Source organism: Actinopolymorpha sp. B17G11, from assembly GCF_040196095.1.
Lineage (GTDB): Bacteria > Actinomycetota > Actinomycetes > Propionibacteriales > Actinopolymorphaceae > Thermasporomyces.
The window spans coordinates 250,174-273,242 of the sequence record NZ_JBEFTW010000003.1 but is presented as its reverse complement, the minus strand read 5'-3'; the positions used below and the strand labels follow the sequence as shown (position 1 = coordinate 273,242).

At 69.6% G+C, this 23,069-nt stretch carries 22 protein-coding genes; 9 read left to right on the top strand and 13 right to left on the bottom strand.

Features of this window, described 5'->3' with window-relative positions; all coding sequences use genetic code 11:
* Positions 1-4 precede the first annotated feature (4 nt).
* Entirely contained in the window at positions 5-1,681 is a 1,677-nt protein-coding gene (locus tag ABN028_RS05420; protein ID WP_349695825.1) for a hypothetical protein, read from the bottom strand.
* A gap of 260 nt (positions 1,682-1,941) precedes the next feature.
* On the opposite strand from ABN028_RS05420, the gene ABN028_RS05415 reads away from it, so the two are divergent.
* Together ABN028_RS05415 and ABN028_RS05410 are read left to right on the top strand one after the other, a co-directional pair.
* Positions 1,942-3,144, top strand: coding sequence for a DegT/DnrJ/EryC1/StrS family aminotransferase (locus tag ABN028_RS05415; protein ID WP_349695824.1), 1,203 nt, complete (start codon positions 1,942-1,944; stop codon positions 3,142-3,144).
* 225 nt (positions 3,145-3,369) lie between these two features.
* Entirely contained in the window at positions 3,370-4,269 is a 900-nt protein-coding gene (locus ABN028_RS05410) for an aminoglycoside phosphotransferase family protein (protein ID WP_349327441.1), read from the top strand.
* 24 nt (positions 4,270-4,293) lie between these two features.
* On the opposite strand, the gene ABN028_RS05405 is transcribed toward ABN028_RS05410, so the two are convergent.
* The 6 genes from ABN028_RS05405 to ABN028_RS05380 form a co-directional block, all read right to left on the bottom strand.
* Complete coding sequence (locus ABN028_RS05405) at positions 4,294-6,132, bottom strand: polysaccharide deacetylase family protein (RefSeq protein WP_349695823.1); 1,839 nt, start codon at positions 6,130-6,132, stop codon at positions 4,294-4,296.
* 8 nt (positions 6,133-6,140) lie between these two features.
* On the bottom strand, positions 6,141-6,944 hold the full coding sequence (locus ABN028_RS05400; protein WP_349327443.1) for an ATP-binding cassette domain-containing protein: 804 nt from the start codon (positions 6,942-6,944) through the stop codon (positions 6,141-6,143).
* Entirely contained in the window at positions 6,937-7,944 is a 1,008-nt protein-coding gene (locus tag ABN028_RS05395) for an ABC transporter ATP-binding protein (RefSeq protein ID WP_349327445.1), read from the bottom strand. Before ABN028_RS05395 ends, ABN028_RS05400 begins: the two co-directional genes overlap by 8 nt.
* A complete protein-coding gene (locus tag ABN028_RS05390; RefSeq protein ID WP_349327446.1) occupies positions 7,941-8,777 on the bottom strand; it encodes an ABC transporter permease in 837 nt (278 codons plus the stop codon). The genes ABN028_RS05395 and ABN028_RS05390 overlap by 4 nt, the downstream gene beginning before the upstream one ends.
* 32 nt (positions 8,778-8,809) lie before the next feature.
* Positions 8,810-9,841, bottom strand: coding sequence for an ABC transporter permease (locus tag ABN028_RS05385; protein WP_349327447.1), 1,032 nt, complete (start codon positions 9,839-9,841; stop codon positions 8,810-8,812).
* 127 nt (positions 9,842-9,968) lie between these two features.
* Entirely contained in the window at positions 9,969-11,777 is a 1,809-nt protein-coding gene (locus ABN028_RS05380; protein ID WP_349327449.1) for a peptide ABC transporter substrate-binding protein, read from the bottom strand.
* 273 nt (positions 11,778-12,050) lie between these two features.
* Between ABN028_RS05380 and ABN028_RS05375 the strand changes: the two genes are divergently transcribed.
* The 5 genes from ABN028_RS05375 to ABN028_RS05355 all read left to right on the top strand — a co-directional run bounded on the left by ABN028_RS05375 (position 12,051) and on the right by ABN028_RS05355 (position 17,166).
* Positions 12,051-13,316, top strand: coding sequence for a DegT/DnrJ/EryC1/StrS family aminotransferase (locus ABN028_RS05375; RefSeq protein WP_349327450.1), 1,266 nt, complete (start codon positions 12,051-12,053; stop codon positions 13,314-13,316).
* 86 nt (positions 13,317-13,402) lie between these two features.
* Positions 13,403-13,612 (top strand): hypothetical protein, encoded by a 210-nt coding sequence (locus tag ABN028_RS05370; RefSeq protein ID WP_349327451.1) that lies wholly within the window; start codon positions 13,403-13,405, stop codon positions 13,610-13,612.
* A 181-nt stretch (positions 13,613-13,793) separates the two neighbouring features.
* The gene (locus ABN028_RS05365; RefSeq protein ID WP_349695822.1) at positions 13,794-15,200 is read left to right on the top strand and encodes a sensor histidine kinase; all 1,407 of its coding nucleotides are present in this window, start codon (positions 13,794-13,796) and stop codon (positions 15,198-15,200) included.
* On the top strand, positions 15,197-15,856 hold the full coding sequence (locus tag ABN028_RS05360) for a response regulator (RefSeq protein ID WP_349327453.1): 660 nt from the start codon (positions 15,197-15,199) through the stop codon (positions 15,854-15,856). Before ABN028_RS05365 ends, ABN028_RS05360 begins: the two co-directional genes overlap by 4 nt.
* Positions 15,857-16,002: 146 nt before the next feature.
* Complete coding sequence (locus ABN028_RS05355; protein WP_349327454.1) at positions 16,003-17,166, top strand: NYN domain-containing protein; 1,164 nt, start codon at positions 16,003-16,005, stop codon at positions 17,164-17,166.
* A 33-nt stretch (positions 17,167-17,199) separates the two neighbouring features.
* Here the strand turns inward: ABN028_RS05355 and ABN028_RS05350 are convergent, their stop codons facing one another.
* Both ABN028_RS05350 and ABN028_RS05345 read right to left on the bottom strand, forming a co-directional pair.
* Entirely contained in the window at positions 17,200-18,207 is a 1,008-nt protein-coding gene (locus tag ABN028_RS05350; RefSeq protein WP_349327455.1) for an aldo/keto reductase, read from the bottom strand.
* A 183-nt stretch (positions 18,208-18,390) separates the two neighbouring features.
* Entirely contained in the window at positions 18,391-18,756 is a 366-nt protein-coding gene (locus tag ABN028_RS05345) for a MerR family transcriptional regulator (RefSeq protein ID WP_349327456.1), read from the bottom strand.
* A 90-nt stretch (positions 18,757-18,846) separates the two neighbouring features.
* On the opposite strand from ABN028_RS05345, the gene ABN028_RS05340 reads away from it, so the two are divergent.
* Positions 18,847-19,761, top strand: coding sequence for a LysR family transcriptional regulator (locus tag ABN028_RS05340; RefSeq protein WP_349327457.1), 915 nt, complete (start codon positions 18,847-18,849; stop codon positions 19,759-19,761).
* Between the two features lie 11 nt (positions 19,762-19,772).
* Here the strand turns inward: ABN028_RS05340 and ABN028_RS05335 are convergent, their stop codons facing one another.
* Positions 19,773-20,243 carry a MarR family winged helix-turn-helix transcriptional regulator gene (locus ABN028_RS05335; RefSeq protein WP_349327458.1) on the bottom strand — a complete coding sequence of 157 codons (471 nt, stop codon included), beginning with the start codon at positions 20,241-20,243 and terminating at the stop codon, positions 19,773-19,775.
* 72 nt (positions 20,244-20,315) lie between these two features.
* On the opposite strand from ABN028_RS05335, the gene ABN028_RS05330 reads away from it, so the two are divergent.
* Entirely contained in the window at positions 20,316-20,933 is a 618-nt protein-coding gene (locus ABN028_RS05330) for a TIGR03086 family metal-binding protein (RefSeq protein WP_349695821.1), read from the top strand.
* Positions 20,934-21,008: 75 nt separating this feature from the next.
* On the opposite strand, the gene ABN028_RS05325 is transcribed toward ABN028_RS05330, so the two are convergent.
* From ABN028_RS05325 to ABN028_RS05315, 3 genes are all read right to left on the bottom strand, one after another.
* Positions 21,009-21,275, bottom strand: a complete 267-nt coding sequence (locus tag ABN028_RS05325; protein WP_349695820.1) for a GlsB/YeaQ/YmgE family stress response membrane protein — start codon at positions 21,273-21,275, stop codon at positions 21,009-21,011.
* 119 nt (positions 21,276-21,394) lie between these two features.
* Positions 21,395-21,736, bottom strand: coding sequence for a hypothetical protein (locus ABN028_RS05320; protein ID WP_349327461.1), 342 nt, complete (start codon positions 21,734-21,736; stop codon positions 21,395-21,397).
* Positions 21,737-21,826: 90 nt separating this feature from the next.
* On the bottom strand, positions 21,827-23,026 hold the full coding sequence (locus tag ABN028_RS05315) for an XdhC family protein (RefSeq protein WP_349327462.1): 1,200 nt from the start codon (positions 23,024-23,026) through the stop codon (positions 21,827-21,829).
* Between the last annotated feature and the right edge of the window lie 43 nt (positions 23,027-23,069).

Below are 23,069 nucleotides of genomic sequence, written 5' to 3'. Positions count from 1 at the left end.
AGTTTCAGGTACGACCGCGGGCGGCCCAGTTGAGATAGCCGATCGCCGCCAGGCCGGAACCGTAGCCCGGTTGGACATCGTGGTCGACGTACACCGCGCGGCAGTGGGGGAAGATCCGGTCGTCCCACCGGACCACGGGCAGCCAGCGCGGCGCCTGGAGGTACTGACCCGACGTGGCGAGAGCGCCGCTTCCGTCGACCCGGACGAACGTCGTGGCGACGCCATCGGCTTCGGTCGCGAGGTTGTCGGCATAGGTGCGCGCGAACCTCGCCATGTCCGAGCCGTCGAAGGCGAGCTTCTCGCGGAAGGCCAACGCGGCGAACTCCACGCTGATCGCACCGTGGCTGAGATCCTCGATCTGCTGTGCGCCGACGCCACCCGACCCGTACGCCGGTGTGTAGGCCGAGACGTCGGTGTCCGGAGACCCGGTCTTGGCGAAGCCTTCGTACATGACGCCGAACTTCGGCCAGTACGTCCAGACGTACGCCTGGTCGCCGTCAACCGTGAGTTGCGTGGCGACCATCCGGGCCATCGCCCGGGTCCGGGACCGGTATCGCGCGCTCCCGGTCGCCGCGGCGAGCTCGGCGTAGGTCTGGCCGAGAGCGGTGCTCTGGTTGACCGGCTGCTCGGTGCCGTCGTACGGCACCGGCATTCCCTTCGGCCACTGGAGGTAGCCCAGTCCGTCGCTCTCCCGCCACTCGTCGTCGTGGACGGTGACGGCGGCGGTGACGGCGGCGAGGTACTCGTCGGCCTTTCCCTTGTAGTGCGGGTTGTTACGCAGCTTCGGGTCGTCGTAGACGGTCCGCACGTACGCCGCGACCGGATAGGTGACCATCCCCGTGTGTACGGCGAAGATCACCGGCTGGGAGCCGAAGCTGAACGTCCCGTGCCCTGGAAGCCCACTCTCGTCGCCCGTGCCCCGCAGGTCACGCGCGGTCGTCATCGTCAGCGTGGGATAGGCGTCGTAGACCCGCCTGACCGCGTAGTCGGGGCTCGCCGGATCCATTACCAGGTTCGCGAACGTGTCCACGTAGCCGTACTGCGCGTTGCGTACCTCGAGGGTGAACGAGTCCGCGCTGCTGCCGGCCCTGACCATCGCGGTGGCCGTGTCGGCATAGGCCCGCGCGCTACGGACCTCCAGGACCGGGTGTCCGGCGGAGTCGGTGAGCTCGACGGTGCCAACCGTGTAAGGGTTCGCTGCCCGCCAGGCAGGCAGCGACCGGCCGCGGTAGTCGGTGACGCCACGCACACTGTCGCGCTGGTCCAGCATGAGGTCGACGTTGGTGATGAGCCGGTCGAGGTAGTAGGTGTCTCGGTAGGCCTCGTACATCCGGAGGAACCCGAGGAGCACGTACGACTGACCCCACGCCAGCCCACCCGCCTCGTTGGGCTCGTCCGGCTGACCGCTGGCCCCACCTTCGTGGAAGATCCGGTCGAAGGTGTCGAACGTCTCCCGCGACGTGTAGTCGTACGCCGACGCCGACGCCGACGCCGACTCCGACGCCGCGCGGGCGGGTGGTACAGAAATCCCGAGACCGGTGGCGGCGGCGACGCCGAGCAGGCCACCTCCGGCAAGCAGGCTCCGCCGGCTGGTGAGCGGGGAACTCCCGATGGCGGGGTGAGAGTGCTGACCCGTGGAGTGCGGGCTCGCGGGGTGGGACTCGAAGGATGTGCCGGGCATCGCGGATTCCTTTCCACCACAGCGAAGGGGCTGGGCGCACAGCGGGCACGCGGTCCGGTGACCTCCATGGGTTTAGGGCCTGACCGTAACTCGTGCACCGGGACCTGGTCAAGATCCTGTCCCCGTCCCGAGCGACGGGGTGAACTGTCCAGACCGGCAACGGCCATCACGTGATATCCGGTCTTGACCCATTATCGGGTTGGCGGCGATCCTGCAGGTTCCGAGCCGTACGCAGCAGCCCGAGGCCGAGGTGACCGCAGATGTCAGCACTGCTTGCCCAGAACGGCGGCAGCCCAGTCCGCACAACGCCCTTCCCTCGGTGGCCCAGCTCGGACGACGAGGAGGCCCGGGCGATCGCCGAAGTACTCGCCTCCGGCGAGTGGGGCAGTACGCACGGCGAGGTGGTCGCGACCTTCGAGCGGGAGTTCGCCTCCTACCAGCAGGCGGCACATTGTGTCTGTGTCTGCAACGGCACGCTGGCACTCGCCGCGGCGTTGCGTGCGGTCGGTGTCGGGATCGGTGACGAGGTTGTCGTCCCGTCCTACACCTTCATCGCCAGCGCGGCGGCGGCGACATTCGTCGGGGCGGTCCCGGTCTTCGCGGACCTCGATCCCGCGACGTACCTCCTCGACCCGGCCGCAGCGGCGGCGGCCCTCACCCCGCGGACGAAGGCCGTGATGCCTGTGCACATCGCCGGGCGTCCGTGTGACATGACCGCGTTCACTGACCTCGGCCGCGAGCACGGCCTGGCGATCGTCGAGGATGCCGCGCAGGCCCACGGCGCCGAGTGGCAGGGGAGGCGGGTCGGGGCAATCGGCACCGTCGGTACGTTCAGCTTCCAGACCAGCAAGAACATGAGTGCCGGCGAGGGCGGTGCCGTGGTCACCGACAACGACGAACTCGCCGACCACCTCTACTCGCTGGCGAACGTCGGCAGGGTCAGCGGGGGCGGTTGGTACCAGCACGAGCGGCTCGGCTACAACCTGCGGCTGACGGAGTTCCAGGCGGCGATCCTGCGCGTCCAGCTGCGGCGCCATCCTGCGCAGCAGGCCGTCAGGTCCGCCAACGCCGCCCTCCTCACCGAGCTGCTGGGGAAGGTCGAGGGGGTCTGGGTTCCGGATGCCGTCACGTCGGTCACCGCGCACGGCTGGCACCTGTTCGTGTTCCGGCTGCCCGGCATCGGTGGTGCCGAGAGCCGCGATGCCTTCGTACGAGCGTTGGCGGCGGAGGGGATCCCCTGCTCGGGCGGGTACCAGGGCCTGCATCGCAACGGTGCGCTCCGCGCGGAGATCGCGTCGATCACGGGCCGGCTGGGGCAGCCGTACCCGGAGCCGGAGCTGCCGGCGACAGACCTGCTGGCCTCTGACACTGTGTGGCTGCCGCAACCCGTCCTTCTCGGCACCGAGGAGGACATCCATGACGTCGCCACGGCCATCGAGAAGGTCCTGCGCCACCTCGACTGAGGGCCACCTCGTCTGAGGGGCTCCGCTGAGGGCGGCAGGGACCAACTGACGCGCAATGACCACGCCCGGTAGGCCTGTGCACCTCATGAAGGCGTCCATGCCTGTTCCAGGTACCACAGGCGTGCTCAGCGTGGTCATTTGCGGGTCGGCCACTGGGCGAGCACTCTCGCCTGCCGGGGCGAAATCCGGTTGCAGGGACTGGGGTGGCTCACCAAGGATGCCGCGGTGGGCCGAACCAGGATGCATACCGACGAGATCATCACCGACGCCGAGCTGGTCCGTCGCCTGATCGCGGGGCAGTTCCCCCAGTGGGCGGATCTGCCGATCAGCCTGGTCGTGTCGTACGGAACCGATCACGACATCTACCGACTCGGTGATCATCTGTCCGCCAGGCTCCCGCGCATCGGCTGGGCAACCGAACAGGCGGCGAAGGAGGCGGAGTGGCTGCCGAAGCTGGCACCGCACCTGCCTCTCTCACTTCCCGTGCAGGTGGCGACGGGCCGGCCGGCCGAGGGCTATCCCTTCGACTGGTCGGTGTACGAATGGTTGCACGGTGACAACGCCAACGGCACACTCGAGGATCTGGACCAGGCGGCCGTCGATCTCGCCGCGTTCGTGACGGCACTGCGCCAGATCGACACGGCCGGTGCGCACCCGCGACCGCGTGGAGGTCGAGGTGGACCACTCGCCGAACACGACGAGCAGGTCCGGCGGTCGATCGCCCAGCTGGGCGACCGGATCGACGGCGATGCCACGCTGCGCTCGTGGGAGGAGTCGCTCGCCGCTCCGCCCTGGGCCGGCAAGGACGTCTGGCTGCACGGCGACCTGCTCCCGGGGAACCTGCTCGTCGTCGACGGCCGGTTGTCAGCGGTGATCGACTTCGGTGGCCTCAATGTGGGTGATCCCGCGTGTGACCTACAGCCGGCATGGAACGTCTTCGCAGGCGACAGCCGCCAAAGGTACCGGTCCGAGCTCGACGTCGACGACGCGTCGTGGCTGCGTGGCCGGGGCTGGACGCTCTACCAGGCGGTCTCCGGGCTGGCGTACTACTGGGACACCAATCCCGGGATGATCCGCCAGACCTCGCACGCGCTGGCCGAGGTCCTCGCCGAGAGCTCACCCTGAGCCCTCCCTGAGCCGTCCCGCACGTCAGCCGACGCCGCGCACCTGCCGGAGGAGGAACGACGTGCTGCCGGTGGGCAGGTCCGTCGCCAGCTCCACGAACGGCCGGCCGTGCCGGACCACGACCGTCGCGGTCCCGGCACCTGCCTCGACCGTGAACGCCGCATCGCCGGCCAGCCCCGGCACCGCGAGCAGGACGGCGGCGCCGTCCAACGCCTCGTCGGTCTCAACGGCGACCCGCAGGGCGCCATCCGCGTCACCCGTGACGTCGAGCCGCACGCCACGCCGGCGGCGCTCCCAGGAGTTGAGCTGCTCCGAGGTCCACCACACCATGCCGCGCGACCTGGCCTCGGCGGCGAGGCGGACGCATGCGGCGCGCGTCGGCGGCCGGAGGTGCAGGTGCGGCGAATGGAAGAGGAAGTGCGCGACGCCGTGCTCGGCCAGCACCTGGTCGAGGATCACGTCACGGTTCGCCTCGTGCCCGGCCCAGGCGAGATCCTGGGTGTGCAGAGGAAGTTCGAGGACGTCGATCCGCCGGTTCGCCTCAGCCGCGTCGGCCATCGGGAACCACAGATGGCAACTCCCGAACGGAAATCCGACGTCGCCCTGCTTGCTCGGCCCGCGGGACTGGTCGATCTCGATGCCGATCCGCTCGCACCAGACGAAGAACTCGTGCCAGCCTTCCCAGCGGGTGTAGTGGTTCTTGTTGCAGACGATGCGTTCCCGGCCGGTGAGGGCCTGCGCCCACGCGTACTGTGCGCGCAGCTGTGGCCATCCCCATGACGCGATGTCGGCGTCCTCCATCGCGTTGTAGTGCAGGGCCTGCTCGTGCCCCCGGTCGGCGATCGCCTGCACGATCGCCGGGTCGTAACCGCCGGGATAGACGTGGCACCACGTCACGCGGACGTCGACCTCGTCGAAGACCTCCAGTGCCGTCGCGGCGTACTCCGACACGTTGCCGTCAGAGTCGTGCGACATGTGCGCAACGGCGGGGACCCCTGCTGGCCAGTAGAAGAGCCAGGGGAGTACGACGCCACACCGTTCGGCGGCGTCAAGGACCAGCGTGAGGAACACCCGGCGCCAGATGTCGGCCTGCGGGCGGTGGAAGATCGGCGCCGCCGCGGGTGGCGGATACTCGTGCGGGAACAGCCCTTCGGCCACTCCGGCCTCGCCGGGCGGCAGCGCCCGGTCCCGCTCGTAGGACAGCGGCAGCCCGTCGTCGCACTTGAGGATGCCGTCGTCGACCGGGCACGAGCCGTCCGCGGCCGGCGCGCCGTCCTGCTCGACCCGGAACCCCTGCTGGATGCGGACGATCGACTGCCAGAGATCGACGCCGCAGACGACTACGACACCTCGACCGACACTGCGCGCCGCGATCGCCGCCACGCCAGAGGTCCACCTCGCAAGGACGTCGCCGCCATCGCCAGGTGCGAGTTCGACACCACCGTACGCATGGAGTGGCACGTCCGGCGGCTGTGTCAAGGCGCCCTTGACGATCTCCACATGCCCGTCCGCGACTGGCGATCCGGCCGTCACGCCGGTGAGCTCGACCAGCGTTCCCGATCCGCCGCACAGGACAAGAGCCCCGCCGCGCTCCACCCATCCCGTGACAGCCGTAACGGCAGCGGCATCCAAGGACGGCGGGTGTGGAAAGACCAGAACACCGGGTGCGTCGGCCGTGGCGGCCCCAAGCCCTGTCAGCGCGTCGGGCGCGAGGACGTCGTACGGCAGCCGCACGTGATCAAGGACCTCGGTCGTGTAGAGCCACCACGCGTCTCGCCCTTCGTGGTGGGCGGCCTGGGCGGCACCGTCGTCGAGGACGAGACCGATCGGGGCGGGTGAAAGAGTACGGGTGGCGGATCCCACGGAACTCCTCAGGTCGGCATGGTGATTGCGTTGCCGCGTACCGGCAGGACGGCGCTCAGCAGCGTGCGGGTATAGGGATGCTGCGGCGAGTGGAAGAGTGCCGCGGTCGAACCCTCTTCCACCACGACCCCCTGGTTCATCACGGCGACCCGCGTGGCAAGGCGTTCGACAACCGCCAGGTTGTGCGAGATGAACAGGCACGTGAGTCCCAGCTCGGTCCGCAGGTCGAGCAGCAACGCCAGGATCTGCGCCTGGATCGACACGTCGAGGGAGGACGTCGGCTCGTCGCACACCAGGAGGTCGGGTTGCAGCGCCAGCGCCCGGGCGATCGCGATCCGCTGCTGCTGTCCGCCGGAGAACTGCCGTGGATACAGGTCGGCGAACCGCGGGCTCACGCCCACGAGGTCGAGCAGCCGCAGCGCTTCGGCTCGCCGGGACTCCTTGTTCCCGTTGTCGTGCAGGCGCATCGGCTCCATCACGTTGCCGGCGGCGCTGTAGTGGGGGAGGAGTGAGCCGTACGGATTCTGGAACACCATCTGCATCCGTCGGCGCGTCGTCCGCAGCGCCCGTCCGCGCAGGGTCGCGAGGTCGTGCCCGTCGAAGAGCACCCGCCCCGACGTGGGCGGCTGTAGCCCCATCAGGAGGCGGGCGACGGTCGACTTGCCGCTGCCGCTCTCGCCCACGAGGCCGAGCGTCTCACCGCGGTGGACCCCGAGAGTGACACCGTCGACCGCGCGGACCGCGCCGGCCCGGCTGGAGAAGACCTTGGTCACGTTGTCCGCGCGGACCAACACGTCGTTCGTGTCAGGCATGCGCCACCGCCTTCCAGCAGGCGGCCGTCCGGTTGTCGCCGAGCTGCACCAGTCGCTGCTCGGTCTGGCAGCGTGGCAGTTCCACCTTCGTACACCGCGGGTGGAACGGGCAACCCTCCGGCCGCCGGGCGAGGTCGGGCGGGCTTCCGGGGATCGGTGCGAGCGCCCGGGCGCTCGCACCCAGCTCGACGCTGGAGTCCAGCAGCCCGACGGAGTACGGATGACGCGGTGTGTCGAGCAGGTCCCGGGTGGGTGCGCTTTCGACCACGCGACCGGCGTACATCACCACGACGTCCTCGCAGAAGTACCGGGCAACCCCGAGGTCGTGGGTGATCATGATGACGCCGGTGCCACGGTCCTTCAGACCCGCGAGCAGGTCGAGGATCTGCCGCTGCACGGTGACGTCGACGGCCGTCGTGGGTTCGTCGGCGATCAGCAACGCCGGCTCGGTGACCATCGCCATGGCGATCATCGCGCGCTGGCGCATGCCGCCGGAGAGCTGGAAGGGGTACGTACGAATCCGGCGTTCCGGCTCGGGGATGCCGACGTCACCGAGGGCACGGACCGCACGCTCCCGCGCCTCCGCCTTGCCGCAGATGCCGTGCCAGAGCAGGTGTTCGGTGAGCTGACGCTCGAGGGTGAGGGTGGGGTTCATGGCCTCCATGGCGTTCTGGAAGACCATGCCGATGTCACGACCACGTATCCGTCGCAGCGCGCGCGAACCGAGGGCCAGCAGGTCGCGAGCGTCCCCGCCACGGGGACGGAAGTACGCCCGACCGCTGGTGATGCGGGCCGTGCGTGGCAACAGGCGCAGCAGGCTCCGCACCGTGACGCTCTTGCCACTGCCGCTCTCGCCGACGATCGCGAGGGCCTTGCCGGGTTCGACGTCGAAGCTCACTCCGTCGACGGCGCGCAGGGGTTCGCCGGTGCGGGCGAACTGTGTCCGCAGGTCGCGCACGGACAGCAGTGCCTCGGTCGCCGTCTGCTTTTCGCCGCTCATCGCTGGTCCCCACTCGCGTCGAACGCGTCCCGCAGGCCGTCGCCCACCCAGGTGAACGCCAGCAGGGTCAGGGCGAACAGCACGGCCGGGAAGACCAGCAGGTGCGGCGCGGCGAGCAGGTATCGGGTGCCCTCGGCGATCATCAGACCCCAGGACGGCGTCGGTGGCTGGACGCCCAGCCCGAGCAGGGCGAGGCCGGCCTCGGCGGCGATCGCGGCGGGGATCGCGAAGCTCGTCGTGACGAGGATCGGGCCGATGGCGTTCGGCAGGATGTAGCGGACCGCGATGGTCGGGCCGCGGGCACCCATCGCGCGTCCTGCCTCGACGTACTCCCGCTGCTTGATCGTGAGCACCTGCGCGCGCACCAGCCGGGCCTGCGTGACCCACGACGCGATCCCGATCGCGAGGACCAGGGCGAAGATGCTGCGGCCGAGGACCGTCACCATGACCACGGCGAACAGGTAGCTGGGGAAGGCGTACATCACGTCGGTCAGGGCCATCAGCAGCTGCTCGATCCGCCCGCCCAGATACCCCGCGACGAGACCGATGAGCAACGCCAGCGCGAGCGCGGTGAGCTCGGCGCCGAACGCGACGATCAGGGCGGTACGAAGGCCGTAGACGAGCCGGCTCGCGATGTCCCGTCCCAACAGGTCCGCGCCCAACGGGTGCCCGGCGGTGCCCGGCGACGCGAGCTTGTTCGCGAAGTCGGTCTCGGCGTAGTGGTGGGGCGCGAGCAGCGGCGCCGCGAGCGCGACGACGACGAGCAGACCGCAGAAGACCAGGCTGACCAGGGCGAGCCGGTTGCGCCGGAAGCGTTCCCACGCGCGGGCCATCGGCCCACGGGCGCGTTCGGCCGTGGCAGCTGCTACGTGGCCTGCGTCGTCGCGGCCTGTGTCGCTTCGACCTGCGTCGAGTCCTTCCGCGGTTGCGATCGTCCCCACCCCCCTTCACTCCTGATCCTCGGGTCGAGGACGCCGTAGATGAGGTCGACCACGAGGTTGGTGACCATGAGGATGAGGGCGAAGAACAACGCCGTGCCCATCAGGAGCGGCATGTCCCGGCTGGCCGCGGCGGCGGCGAAGTAGAGCCCGAGCCCCGGGATCCGGAACAGTGCCTCGACGAACACCGTCCCCGTCATCAACGCGGCGAGCAACGGACCCACCACCGTGACGAGCGGGATCAGGGAGTTGCGCAGGGCGTGCCGGATGATGACGACGTGCTGGGGTCCGCCCTTGGCGAGTGCTGCTGTGACGTACTCCTCGCGCAGGGTTTCCAGCATCGACGACCGTACGTACCTCGCGAGGACGGCGGCGGGCCCGAGGGCGAGCGCGAGCACCGGCATCACCATGTTCTGCGGCCCGTCCCATCCACTCGACGGCAGGACGTGCAGCGTCGCGGTGAACAGCAGGACGAGGAACGCCGCGGTCAGGTAGCTCGGCAGCGCGTGCCCGAGCGTCACCACGAACATCGTTCCCGCGTCGCCGAGGGAGTTCTGGCGCAGGGCGGCGAACACCCCGACGGGCACCGCGATGAGCAGGGCGAGGACGACCGCGATGACCGCGAGGGTCGCCGACACCGGGAACGCCTGGGCGATGATCTCCTGCACGTCGAGGGTCGCGTACTTGTACGAGGGACCGAAGTCCCAGGTGACCGCGCCCTTCATGAAGATGAGGTACTGCTTCCAGACCGGCACCTGCTCGCCGTAACGCGCCTGCAGCTCGCCGACCATCTGCTCCGTACCGGCGCCGCCGATGTTCGTCGCGCCACTCGCCACCCGCGCGATGTCGGCGAAGTTCCCCGGGGCCAGCTGCAGCAGCGTGAAGGTGATGATCGAGACCGCCACGAGTGAGACGATCAGGCGGACGACCCGTTTCGCCACGTACACAACGAATCCCACCCGTTCACCTCCTCACCGTACGCCACCGAGCGTCGCTGTGCTGTCCTGCTGGGCTGTCCTGCTGGGCGGCCCTGCTGTGCGGTCCCTGCTGGGCGGTCCGCAGGCGCGGTCCCGCTGTCCGACCCGCTCAGGCGCCCGTGAGGCCGAGCGGCTTGAGGTAGAAGAAGTCCGGGTAGGGCCGCAGCTGCACGCCCGTGACCGTGGGACGGACGGCGAAGAAGATGTCGGCCCAGACGACCGGGACGAAGAGGTACTGCTCCTCCCGCAGCTTCGCCGCCTGTTTGAACAGCTCGAGCTGCGTGCTCTCGTCGGCTGCCTTGGCCTGGGTGACGAGATCGGCGAGGCGGCGGGAGTCGGCCGTAGACTCCTCGGCGAGGATCGCGTTCAGCTGTGCGGTCTTCTGCGCCGGCTTGAGCTTGGTGTCCGCCAGGACCTTCTGGTACCGCTGCCAGACGTCGGCCGGCAGGCTCATCATCTGGACGTCCTTGGGCGACCACAGGGTGCCGACCATCGTCGGCCAGGTCGGCAGACCCGCGAACGAGCCGTAGTAGAAGCCGATGTAGTCGCCCTTCTGCACCTGCCACCGGCGCTCGACGTAGACGCCGGCCTCGACCACATCCGCCCGTGCCTTGATGCCGAGGTTGCGCTTCCAGGTGTCGACGATGGCCTCGACCATCGGGGTCTGCACTCCGGCCAGGACCTTGATCTCCGGCAGGCCCTCGCCGCCCGGGTATCCCGCCTCGGCGAGCAGCCGCTTCGCCTCGTCGATGTCCTCCTGGACCGCGATGCTGTCATCCCAGCCGGCGGTGCGTTCGGTCACGAGGGACAGACCGGGATGCAGGCCAGGGCTCACCTCGGCGAGGGACTCCCGGCCGAGGCCGAGGGAGAGTGCTTTGCGGACCCGTACGTCGTCGAGGGCGGGGTTCTCGCTGCGCAGCTTCGCGAGATAGATGATGCTGTACGTACTCACCGACTTCAGGTGCTTGGACAGCTCCGGGTCCTTCTGGAACCGCAGGATGTCGGCGTCTGAGATCCCGAGGATGTCCACCTCGTCGTTCTCGTACGGCACGGTGGCCGTCCCGGTGGCGCTGGGCTCGACCAGCTTGACGTCGATCTGGTCCAGGTGGACGTTCCCCCGGTCCCAGTAGTGCGTGTTGGGCACGAGCAGGATGCTGGAGTTCTTGGTCCACTTCTGTACCGCGTACGCACCGTTGGATACGAAGTTCGGCGGGTTCTGCCAGTCGTCGGGCTTGGCCTCCACCGAGTCCATGTGCAGCGGCAACAGCGCCGGGTGGGTGAGGGCCAGCAGGAAGTCGGGGTTGGGGTTGGCGAGGGTCAGCACCAGCTCGCGGTCGCTGGTCGCCTTCACGCCGACCTTCGACCAGTCCTCGAGCACGCCGGCGAGGAACTCCTCCGCGCCCTTGATCCCGGTGGACGCCTGGTAGGAGTTGGCACCCAGCGTGGTCCCACCGGCGCTGGTCCCGGCGGGGGTGAAGAGCCGCTGGTAGGTGCGTTCGAAGTCGTGCGCCGTGACCGGGTCGCCGTTGGACCATTTCGCGTCGGCGCGGAGCTGGAACGTGTAGGTGAGGTTGTCCGGTGACACCGACCACTCGGTGGCGGCCGCCGGTACCACGTCGTCACCGGACTCGTTCTGGGTGACGAGCCCTTCGAGGATGCCGCGGGTCAGAATCCACATGCCGTTGGTGATGACCTGCGGGTCGAGGACCTCGACGGGAACGAAGCTGATCCGCAGGACCGATGTGTCTTTGCCGCCCTTACCGGGACTGTCCGTCCCCTCGACGTCACCACCGTCGAACAGCCCACATCCGGTGAGTGACCACGCGCCGGTGGCCAGCCCGATCAGGCCGGAGATCCGGAGAACCTCCCGTCGCGACATTCCCACGGGTGGTACCCACATTGCGGCGCGCTTGTCCATCGGTGAACCTCTCTTCGCCCCACAGGCATCGTGCGCAGTGGGTTTCCGGGCCCAAGTGAATCGAGTGTGTCCGACCCCCGACAGACATCCGGTCACGACCGTAGGGCTCGCCCAAGTCCGTGTCAATGCGCGAGATCAGGACGCAATCAGCAGTTCACACAGGTACACGGACGACCGTTTCCAACACCGGACAGCGCCGCGGCTCGCCGGCCCGTGAGCCGAGTGGTCGAGATAAGGTCCAGACCGCAACCGAAAGACTTCTGGAGGTGCTTCGTGACGGGGCGAACGAACGGCACACTGGCGCGCGACGGCGGCGACCCCGTCCGCACGGCCCCCTTCCCGACCGTCAACCAGGCCGGCGGAAGGACGCTCGGTGCCGAGGAGCTGGAGGCGCTGGGCCGCGTCATCGCGTCCGGCCAGCTCGGCTGCACGGTCGGCGGCGAGACCCGCGCGCTCGAGCGGGAGTTCGCCGACTACTACGGCATCGGCCACGCCGTCGCGTCCAGCTCCGGAACGGCCGCCCTGCATCTCGCCGTCGCGGCGGTCGACCCGGAACCAGGCGACGAGATCATCACCACGCCGATCACCGACGCCGGCACCGTGCTGCCCATGCTGCTGCAGAACGCGGTACCCGTCTTCGCCGACCTCGATCCCGCGACAGGGAACCTCGACGTCGAGTCCGTACGCCAGCGGATCACGTCCCGGACCAGGGCGATCTGCGTCGTCCACCTGTTCGGCTCCGCCGCGCCCGCAGCCGAGCTTCGGACAGTCGCCGACGAACACGGCATCGTCCTCATCGAGGACTGTGCCCAGGCGTACCTCACCCGGGTCGACGACGGCCGGCTCGCCGGCACCATCGGACACATCGGATGCTTCAGCCTCCAGCAGTCCAAGCACATCACCGCCGGCGACGGCGGGCTGTCGATCAGCGACGATCCTGCGCTGGCCCGGCGGATGCGCCTGTTCGCCGACAAAGGATGGCCGCGCGACACCGACGAACGCACCCATCTGTTCCTCTCGACCAACTACCGGATGACCGAGCTGCAGGCGGCGGTCGCCCGGGCGCAGCTGCCGAAGCTCGCCGGCGTCGTCGCCGCGCGACGGGCCACCGCACTGCGGCTCACGGACGCGATCAGCGGACTGTCCGGACTCCGCGCGCCACGCGACACCGGCGGCATGTCGTACTGGCAGTACCCGTTGCTGGTGGACGACGCGGAGGCGGCGGGCGGCACCAACCACGACTACGGCAGGGCCCTGGCCGCCGAGGGGATCCCGGCGTCCGGTGGATACCTGACCCGACCGGTCTACCGCACCCCGGTGCTCGCCGAACGGCGTACGTACGGCGGCTCCGGTTACCCCCTCACCGCACCACCGGCCAGCCAGGAGCCCTGCTACGACAGGGGGATCTGCCCGGTGGCCGAGTCACTGATCGACGAGCGGCTGGTGGTCGTCTCCTGGAACGAGGCGTACGACGAGAGCGACGTGGACGACATCGCCGCGGCGATCCACAAGGTGCACCACGTCTTCACCCGCCGGTGACGAGTGGCGGCGTGTGCGGACCGGCGTCTGTCCCGCGCTACGGCCTTCGATGGACGGCCTGGCCGGACGGTGCCACCATGATGGGCATGCTCATGGGGATCCTGATCGGCATCATCGTCCTGGCTGTCGTGCTGGTCTACCTCGGCCAGCGCGGGGCGAGTCTGCCCTGGGTGCCCGGCAGGGAGAGGCGCCAGCGGCAGCTGGACGCCGACGTCAACCGGGGGATCGAGAAGCGCGACACCTCGCTCGATCACGTCCGGGACGTCGATGGCAGCGGATTCCCCGGCGCCTTCTAGAGGTTGTCTCGGAGACGTCCAGATGGCCGTCTCCGTCGTGGTCTGTACGCGCAACCGGATCGCCCCGTCGACGCCCACGTCCAGCGAGCCTGGCGGGTAGGGGCTGCGTACGCCTCGAGGCTGACGACCGTCATCCCGCCGGCTGACGTCGCCACGACGGGCGAAGCCTAGGATCGGCCGGATGGAGCGACCGTCGGTGAGCCTGCCGACCGTGGAGAACTGGGTGATCCGGCACACCTGGGCAGGCGACGCCGTCCTCGCCGTGGCCCTCCTGTTGGTGATCGGCCCGACGTCTGTGACCCTGGTGTGGGGTGCCGAGTGGCCCCTCGCCGCGAGGGTCGGAGTGATCGGTCTCGTGCTGATCGGGCACCTCACCATCGTCACCCGGCGGACCTGGCCGGTGGCGGCGTACCTCTCCTGCAGCCTCGTGATGCTCGCCCTCGTGCTGGCGCCCGACTTCACCGGGCCGGGCGCGAGAGAGCTGGGCGTCGACTCGGTGCCATCGATCCTGCTTCCCAGCGCCCTGGTCTATCCGGTCGCGTTGTACGCCGTCGCCGCGTACTCCCGGCGTCCCTGGCCGACGATCGCCTTGGTGATCGGTCTCGTCGGTGCGGTCCTCACCACTGTCCGGCTGTGGTTCCCGGGGGACTGGATGGCCGGCCAGAGCGGGACGGACAGCGCTGTCTGGCGGCTCTTCGTCCTGCTTGCGCTGGTCGCCGCCGTCCTGGCGCCCTGGGGCCTGGGGCGGTTCCGGGGCATCCGGGCGGCCTACGTCGTCGCGTTGGAGGAGCGGGCGCGGCGTGCCGAGCAGGACCGGGCCGAGCGGGCGGAGCAGGCGGCGGCAGCGGAACGGTCGCGGATCGCGCGAGAGATGCACGACGTCGTGGCCCACTCGTTGGCGGTGATGGTGCGACAGGCGGAGGGCGGCCGGTTCGCCGCCGCGAAGGATCCCGCCCGTGCCGTCGAGGCGTTGGCGATGGTCGCTGGCACCGGGCGGGAGGCATTGGCCGACATGCGTACCGTCCTGGGGGTTCTGCGTCGCGACGAGGAGGTGGCCGAGACAACGCCTCAGCCGACGCTGGACGATGTTCCGGCCCTCGTGGAACGGGTTCGCGCGTCCGGGTTGCCGGTCGAGCTCACGACCACGGGGACCGCTCTCGCGTTGGATCGCGCCGCCTCGCTGGCGGCCTTCCGGGTGGTCCAGGAAGCGCTCACGAACGTCGTCAAGCATGCCGCCCGCGACGCCTCGGCGTCGGTACGGCTCACCTGGATCGACGGCGGGCTCGATATCGCGGTGACCGACGACGGCGGCACGCGGGAGGGTGGAGCCGCATCGGCTGGTGGGGCTGTTCGGGATAGTGGAGCCGTTCGGGATAGTGGAGCCGTTCGGGATGGTGCGGCCGTTCGGGATAGTGGAACTGCGCCGGGCGGACACGACGGTCAGGGGTTGGTCGGCATGCGCGAGCGGGTGACGCTGGCGGGTGGGCGGATGAGCGTCGTGCCGCCCGCCGAGCCGCGAGGATCCGGGGGCCGGGGATTTGCCGTCTCTGCGTACCTGCCGGCGCGCGCGAGGGAGGCGTCGACGTGATCCGGGTCGTGCTCGTCGACGACCAGGAGCTGGTACGCACCGGCCTCGCCATGGTCGTCGACTCCCAGGACGACATGCGGGTCGTCGGCCAGGCAGGCGACGGCGCGCAGGCGCTCGACCTCATGGCGACCGTCGCCGCCGACGTCGTGCTGATGGACGTACGCATGCCGCGGATGGACGGTGTGGAGGCGACCCGCCGGCTGCTGGAACGTGACCGGGACGGAGCGCGGGTCGTCGTCCTCACGACGTTCGACCTGGACGAGCACGCGTTCGCCGCACTGAAGGTCGGAGCCAGCGGCTTCCTGCTGAAGGACGCACCGGCCGAGGAGGTCCTGTCCGCCATCCGTGCCGTCCACGCCGGCGACTCGGTCCTCGCGCCGTCCACGACGAGGCGGTTGCTGGCCCATGTGGCCCGGGACCTCCCGGGGCCCCGTACCGGTCCCGACCCGCTGGAGCGGCTCACGGACCGGGAGCGGGAGGTCCTCGTCGAGGTGGCGACCGGTGCCAGCAACGCCGAGATCGCCAGCCGGATGTATCTGTCCGAGGCGACGGTCAAGACCCATGTCGGCCGCCTGCTCGCGAAGCTCGGGCTACGCGACCGGGTGCAGGCCGTCGTTCTTGCGTACGAGTCCGGTCTCGTCCGGCCCGGCTCGTAGGTCGTGTCGCCCTAGCCACTCCGGCTTCCTGACGTCATTCCCTCGGCGTACGTGGTCGCGACCGCAGGTCGACGTCATGCGCGCCAACCGCAGCGAGGCTCTTCCTCGACGGCGCCGGCCCAGGCGCCCGCAGAAGGGAGATCCTCATGTCCGTCCATGTCGACGACGCCCGGTCAGGAGGACCGGTCGCCCCGCGGTCCAGACCTACCCGGCGATGGACCGCGCTCGCGCTACCGGTCGCCGCCACCTGGTCGCTCGCCTACCTCGGGTTGGGCATCGCCTGGCTGCTCGGAGCGGGCGGCAACCCCGCCGATCCCGCGGTGGACGAGGTGCGAGGACTGTCGTTGTTGGGGCTCTGGAGTCCCCGGGTCGGCGCCGGCATCCTCACCGGGCTCGCCGGTTTCGGAGTCGTCCTGGCCTGGGTGATGGCGTTCGTTCGTCCGGGCTCGCGGGGACCGGACGCCAGACCGCCCGGCCGATCCCGCTCCCTGGCGACCACGCTGGTGGCCCGGATACCGAGCGGCCTGGCGATCGGGCTCGGCCTGACGCTGGCAGTCGTCCTGCCGGACTACCGGTTGCTCGCCACCATCGCCTACACGCCGATCATGCTGGTTCTGACCATGGCCGGAGCCGCCCCGGAAGGGGTCGTCCTCTGGTACTGGCCGGTGGTCAACATGGCGGTCCTCAGCGTTGCCGGACTGGCGTGGTTCGTCGCGGCGATCGCTCACCATCGCAGGATCACCGGTGGGTGCGCCGCATGTGGGCGGAGTCGGACCGGCCGGGACGGTGCGTGGACCTCCCCGGCCGCCGCGGCGCGTTGGGGACGCTGGGCGGTCGGCGTCGCCGTGGCGATACCGGTGGGCTACGCGGCCACGAGGTACGCCTGGGCGCTCGGGATCCCGTGGGGCGTCACCCAGGAGCTGCTCGACGAACTGGGTGCGGCGGTCTACCTGGGAGCTGGGCTCGCGACGCTGGCCGTGGCCGGTGCCATCCTCACGCTCGGCCTGGTCCAGCGGTGGGGTGAGGTTTTCCCGTGGTGGATGGTTGGCCTGCGCGGTCGGCGGGTGCCGGTGATGCTGGCGGTGGTGCCGGCCGGGATCGTGTCGGTCGTCGTCGCCTCCGCGGGGGTGATGTTCGTCCGCTTCGCCGTCACCGGCCGCTTCGCCGCCATGTTCCCGGGCGGTGACAGTGATGTCGCGGGTTGGTTGCCGGAGATGTTCTGGCCACTGTGGGGCGCCGCACTGGCCGCGGCGGCGTTCGCGTACTGGCTCCGCCGGCGTGGCGACTGCGCCATGTGCGGATCAGCCTGACCGCGAGCTACCGGGTCACGAAAGCGCTGGGTATCAGGCCGGGTGGCGGAGGCGGCGCTGGAACTGTGGCAGAGCCTGGGTTTCGTACGGATAGGGCAGCGGACGGTCGCTCGCCTGCGTGAGCCGGTCCATCTGCTCCTCGCTCAACGTCCATCCGGTGGCGCCGAGGTTGTCACGCAGCTGTTCCAGCGTCCGCGCGCCGAAGATGGGTGCGGTGACGCCCGGTCGCTGCAGCAGCCAGCGCAACGCCACCTGACCGGGTGTCTTCCCTGCCTCGTCGGCGACTGCGAGCAGGGCGTCTACGACCCGCCAGGTCTCGTCGGTGTCGCGCCGCTGCCAGCTTCCGTCCACTTCACCACGCGTGCCCGCCGGCGCGGCGCCGAGGTCGCGGCGGTACTTGCCGGAGAGCCAACCGCCGGCGAGGGGGCTGTAGGCGATCAGGCCGGCACCTTCGTTCCGGCAGATCGGGAGCAGCTCCCACTCGGCGTCACGGCCGAGCAGGTTGTAGTACGGCTGCAGGCAGACGAACGGCTCCCAGCCATGCTGGCGGGACAGGTCGATCGACTTCTGCAACTGCCAGCCGGTGTAGTTCGAGGCCCCGACGAACCGGACCTTTCCGCTCTTCACCAGACCGTCCAACGTCGAAAGCGTTTCCTTCAACGGTGTGACGTCATCGAAGACGTGGACCTGGTAGAGGTCGATGTAGTCGGTGCGCAGCCGCCGCAGGCTCGCCTCGACCGCTGTCAAGATGTGCTTGCGTCCGGCGCCCTGGACGAGTTGGCCCGGCCCGGCTTCGCCATAGACCTTGGTGGCGATCACGAGGTCGTCGCGGGCGCGGCCCTTGAGCCAGGAGCCGATGATCTCCTCGGAGCGGTTGTAGCCGTAGACGTCGGCGGTGTCGATGAAGGTTCCGCCGGCCGCCACGAACTCGTCGAGGATGCGGTGGCTGGTCTGCTCGTCGGACTCGTCGCCGAACCGCCAGGTGCCGAGGCACAGCTCGCTGACCTCGAGGCCGGTACTGCCCACAAAGCGATAGTCCACAGGGATTCCTTCCAGCGAACGACTTCCGACCATGCGCGGACGTCGCGGTGGAACGGTAGGCAGCCGAGGACCGGCGCGTCCAATGCAGAATCCGGTCGTACGTCATGCGTACGCGGTATGGGTGCGGACACTCGTCCGGATCCCTTGACCTGGAGCGCGCTCCAGGTCCTAGGCTCCGGCGGTTCAGGTTCCGTCGGTCGCTCGGTAGTGCGCGATCTTCTCGTCCAGCACGCGAAGGGCCGTCTGCAGCTGCGCCAGCTGGCCACCGAGTTCGGCGCGGTGGTTCTCGAGGAGTTCGACCACGCTTCCGGAGCTGGTCGAACCGTTACGGAGCCGGCCCATGAACATCTGGAGGTCGGCGATGCCCAGGCCGGCCCGGCGTAGGCAGACCAGCAGCTGCACCCAGGCGAGATCGCCGTCGGTGTAGATCCGCCGACCACCGGCCGTGCGACTCACCGGGCCGAAAAGTCCGAGCCGTTCGTAGTAGCGCAAGGTGTCCAGGCTGAGGCCCGTGCGCTCGGACGCCTCCGCCGGTTCGTACGACGTCATGCCCTCATGATCGGGGGTGATGTACGCCTGGGGTCAAGCTCCTCGGCGCCCGGTCCCGCTGCGTGGCTTCTCTGAGGCATCCTGTGGTGCGTGGAGGTCTACCAACTCAGGGCGTTCGTGGAAGTGGCGGCCGACATGCATGTCGGCCGGGCCGCCGCGCGGCTGCACATGGCGCAACCCACGCTGAGCCGTCAGATCGCCGCGCTGGAAAGGGATCTCGGCGTACCACTTTTCAGCCGCGCCCGCCGGCGGATCGCCCTGACGCCGGCCGGCGAGATCTTCCTCGGCAAAGCCCGCGAGATCCTCGGGCAGCTCGACGTGGCCGCGGAAGATGCCCGGCGCGCGGCCCGTGGTGAGATCGGGACGTTGCGGTTGGGCTTCGTCCAGTCCGCGACCTACGCAGCCGTTCCCCGACTCGTCGGCCGATTTCGGGCGGTCTGTCCGGAGGTCAGGCTGGAGGCAGGGTTCATGACCACGATGCGACAGATTCCGGCACTCCAGGCCGGTCTCCTCGATGTCGGACTCCTCCGCCCCCAGCAACCGGCGAACGCCTACAGCGGACTGCACACCCGGGTGATCTCGCGGGACGCCATGGTGGCTGTCCTCCCCGCGAGCCACCCACTGGCGGTCAAACGTCGCATCTCGCTGGCTGAGTTGGCCGGCGAAGCCTTCGTCGTCTACCACCGGGAGGAAGGGTCGACCGGCTACGAGGCGATCATCGACCACTGCCGCGGGGCCGGCTTCACTCCGCGCATCGTGCAGGAGGCGGGGGATGCCCAGACCATCGTGGCGCTGGTCGGTGCCAACCTTGGGGTGTCGCTGATGTTGGCCCCGACGCCGGACGTCGACCCTGACCTTGTCACCTATCGCCCGCTCAGTGACCGGATACCGACCTGGGACATGGCACTCGCCTGGTCGGTGGACAACAGGTCGGCCACGCTGGAGCGCTTCCTCGCGATCGCCACGGAGCTGACCGCAGGTGGAGCGCAGGTCGGATCTTCGTGAATGTCCCTGGGCTACGCGGACGGGTCGATGAACTCGTCCGCGGAGACCCTGGAGAGCTCCTGCAGGACGCGAAGGAACGCGCGGCGGTCGGCGGCAGGCACTCGAGCCAGCAGCCGTTCCTCCTGACGCTGGATGGCGTCTTGCGCGGACGTACGAACCCGACGGCCTTTCGCGGTCACTGAGACCAGACGCACCCGACGGTCGTCGGGGTCGGGCTCACGGCGGATCAGGCCGCGGTCCTGCAGGTCGTCGAGGATGGGGATGATCCTGGTCTTGTCCGCGCCGATGGCCTGAGCCAGCGCGGCCTGCGTACGCACCGGTTCGTCCTCCAGCCGGACGAGAACGGTATAGCCCCACATCGACAGGTCGTGGGCACGCAGGACCGGGAGTTCGGCCGCCATCAGGGTGCGGCCCAACGGCGCGACCAGTGCCGCGAGGTCGGGGCGAGTGGGGCGGCTTCCCGACGTGGACTTCCTCCGCATGGAACGACGATATGCCTTGACAAATCATGTGCTCTAGCAGATCGTAAGCGCACGCATATTAATGGAGGCATTATGAGCATCCCTGACCTTCGCGCGGAGCACCGGCGCGCGGCCGAAGCCACCATCGAGGTCGTGTCGCGCCTCACCCATGACGACCTGTCGCGGCCGACTCCGTGCGCCGACTGGAATCTGGGCGACCTGCTCGCGCACATGATCGTCCAGAACCACGGCTTCGCGGCGGCTGCGGAGGGAGGTGGCGCCGACCCGGCGATCTGGAAAGTCGGTCCGCTCGGCGCCGACCCGATGGCCGACCACACGGCCGCCACCGAGCACGTCATGACGGCGTTCGCGGCGGACGGTGTGTTGGACCAGCCGTTCTTCCTCTCGGAGCTGACCGACCAGCCCCTCCCCGCGACCCAGGCGATCAGTTTCCACTTCGTCGACTGTGTGGTGCACGGCTGGGACGTCGCACGCTCGGTGGGGCAACCATGGAAGCTCGACGCCGACCTTCTCCACGCCGCCCTGCCGGTCGCCGAAGCAGTGCCGGACAGCGACTTTCGCACGCTGCCTGGAGCGTCGTTCCGTCCCCGGCTGCCGTCGACTCCCGCGGATGACCCGCTCGATCGAATCCTGCGGCTGCTCGGACGCTCGCCCGCGTGGCCCGGCGAGGCCCCTACGCCCGGACTCTGAGCCGCGCGGCCTGGGCGGGTCAGATAGCGGTGTCCGGAGACGTTCGTCGCAGGTGGGCTCCCACCGCTCAACCGCTCAGCGGCGGGTCCGGCCCGCGACAGCGCGCCAGACGAGCAGGACGAGAACGGAGCCGATGATCGCCGTCAGCCAGGACGAGAGGTCCCAGAACTCATCGATGGGGCTGGTGTTGAACAGCACCCCGGCCAGGAATCCACCGAGCAGGGCGCCGGCGACGCCGATGACGAGCGTGACGATCAAACCGCCAGGGTCTTTGCCTGGCAGGAGGAACTTGGCTATCGCTCCACAGATCAGTCCGAGGATGAGGAAGGCGATGATGCCCATGATGTGTGGCGCCCTTCGTGTCTCTCGTGGCCGACGATCGGCCATCGCGGTCCGGGCTGTACTACCCGCTCGCACCACTCGAAACCGCAGCGATTCCCAGCACAGGTGACAGTGGGGCGTCAGGGATTCACCCAGGCGTGCGGATCCTCGGCGTCCGGGTCGGCGAGAAGGTAGGCCGCCGCGGCGGGTTGCGCGGGCCCGGAATCCTCCGCAACCTCGCGGAAGACAAGAACCCGGACGCGTGCGCCTTCATCCGGTGGGTAGTCGGACGGATCATCGAAGACGGTTACCCGTCCTCCGCCGGCAAGGTCACTGGGATGGTCGATGATCCAGTCCTCGAGGATCGCGCGCGCGATGTCGGCACTGGCGCGGTCCCCGACGGTCCGGTCCTGCGCGGTGGTGCTGGTCCGCCATGCGTCCTTGTCGAATAGGTCGATCTGGTACGTGTAAGGCTCGGCCATAGATGAGAAACGTATCCGGCGGACGGCGGTCGATAAAGCCCGCGTCGTTACGGATATCGGACGCGAAGCCGGGTAACCAGCGGGACACCGTCAGGCAGGTCCCTCGTGGTGGATGCGTCCCGCCATCTCGCCGAGCCGTCCACCGGTGCCGCCCCACCTGGCCGCGATGATCTCCGCGCCGATGCTCACCGCGGTCTCTTCCGGCGTACGCGCCCCGAGGTCGAGTCCGATCGGTGACGCGAGCTTCGCAAGCTCCTCAGTCGTCAGGCCGGCCTCCCTCAACCGCGCGATCCGGTCGTCATGCGTACGCCGGGAACCCATCGCACCGACATAGGCCAGCGGCATCCGCAGCGCCACCTCGAGCACCGGGACGTCGAACTTCGGATCGTGGGTGAGAACGCAGACGACGCTGCGTTCGTCGATCCGGCCGGCCGCCCGTTCGCCGGTGAGGTACCGGTGCGGCCACTCGACCACGACCTCGTCGGCCTCGGGGAACCGGCGGCTCGTGGCGAACACCGGACGGGCGTCGCACACGGTCACCCGGTAGCCCAGGAAGGCGCCGACCCGGGCGACGGCGGCGGCGAAGTCGATCGCCCCGAACACGATCATGCGCGGAGGCGGAGAGTACGAAGCGACGAAGAGCGTGAGGTCGTCGCCCCGGCGTTCGCCGTCGTGGCCGTAGTGCAGCGCGGCGCTCCGCCCGGTCGCGAGAAGGCCTCGGACATCATCGGTCGCGGCGGCGTCGAGACGCGGTGAACCCAGGGTTCCCGCCACCCGGTCCGTCCACACCACGAGGTGCCGGCCGACACGATCGCCCGGAGGGGCACTGGCGCGCGCACCGGTGCCGGTGGCTGCGGTGGCGCCAGCAGCCGCGCTGGGACCTGCACCAGCGCAGCCGTCGCCGACAGTGGTGACCGTCGCGACCGGCTCGCCCGAACGGATCGACGCTGACACGTCGCCAAGCTCCGGGAAGGTCGCCCGGTCGACCCGCTCGATGTAGACGTCGAGGACCCCACCGCAGGTCAGACCGACCGCGAACGCGTCGTCGTCACTCACGCCGTACCGCTCGAGGCTGGGTCGGCCAGTGTCGACCGCGCGCCGGGCCGCCTCGTAGACCGCGCCCTCGACGCACCCGCCGGAGACGCTGCCGACTACGGAGCCGTCCGGGCCGACCAGCATCGCCGCCCCCACAGGACGGGGTGCCGAGCGCCAGGTCGCGACCACGGTGCCCATGCCGGCGGCTTCGTCCGCCTCCCACCAGCGAACGAGATCGTCGAGCACCTCACGCATGCGTGATCACTCCCACCTGCGCCTCCCTCGCGCGACACTCGTG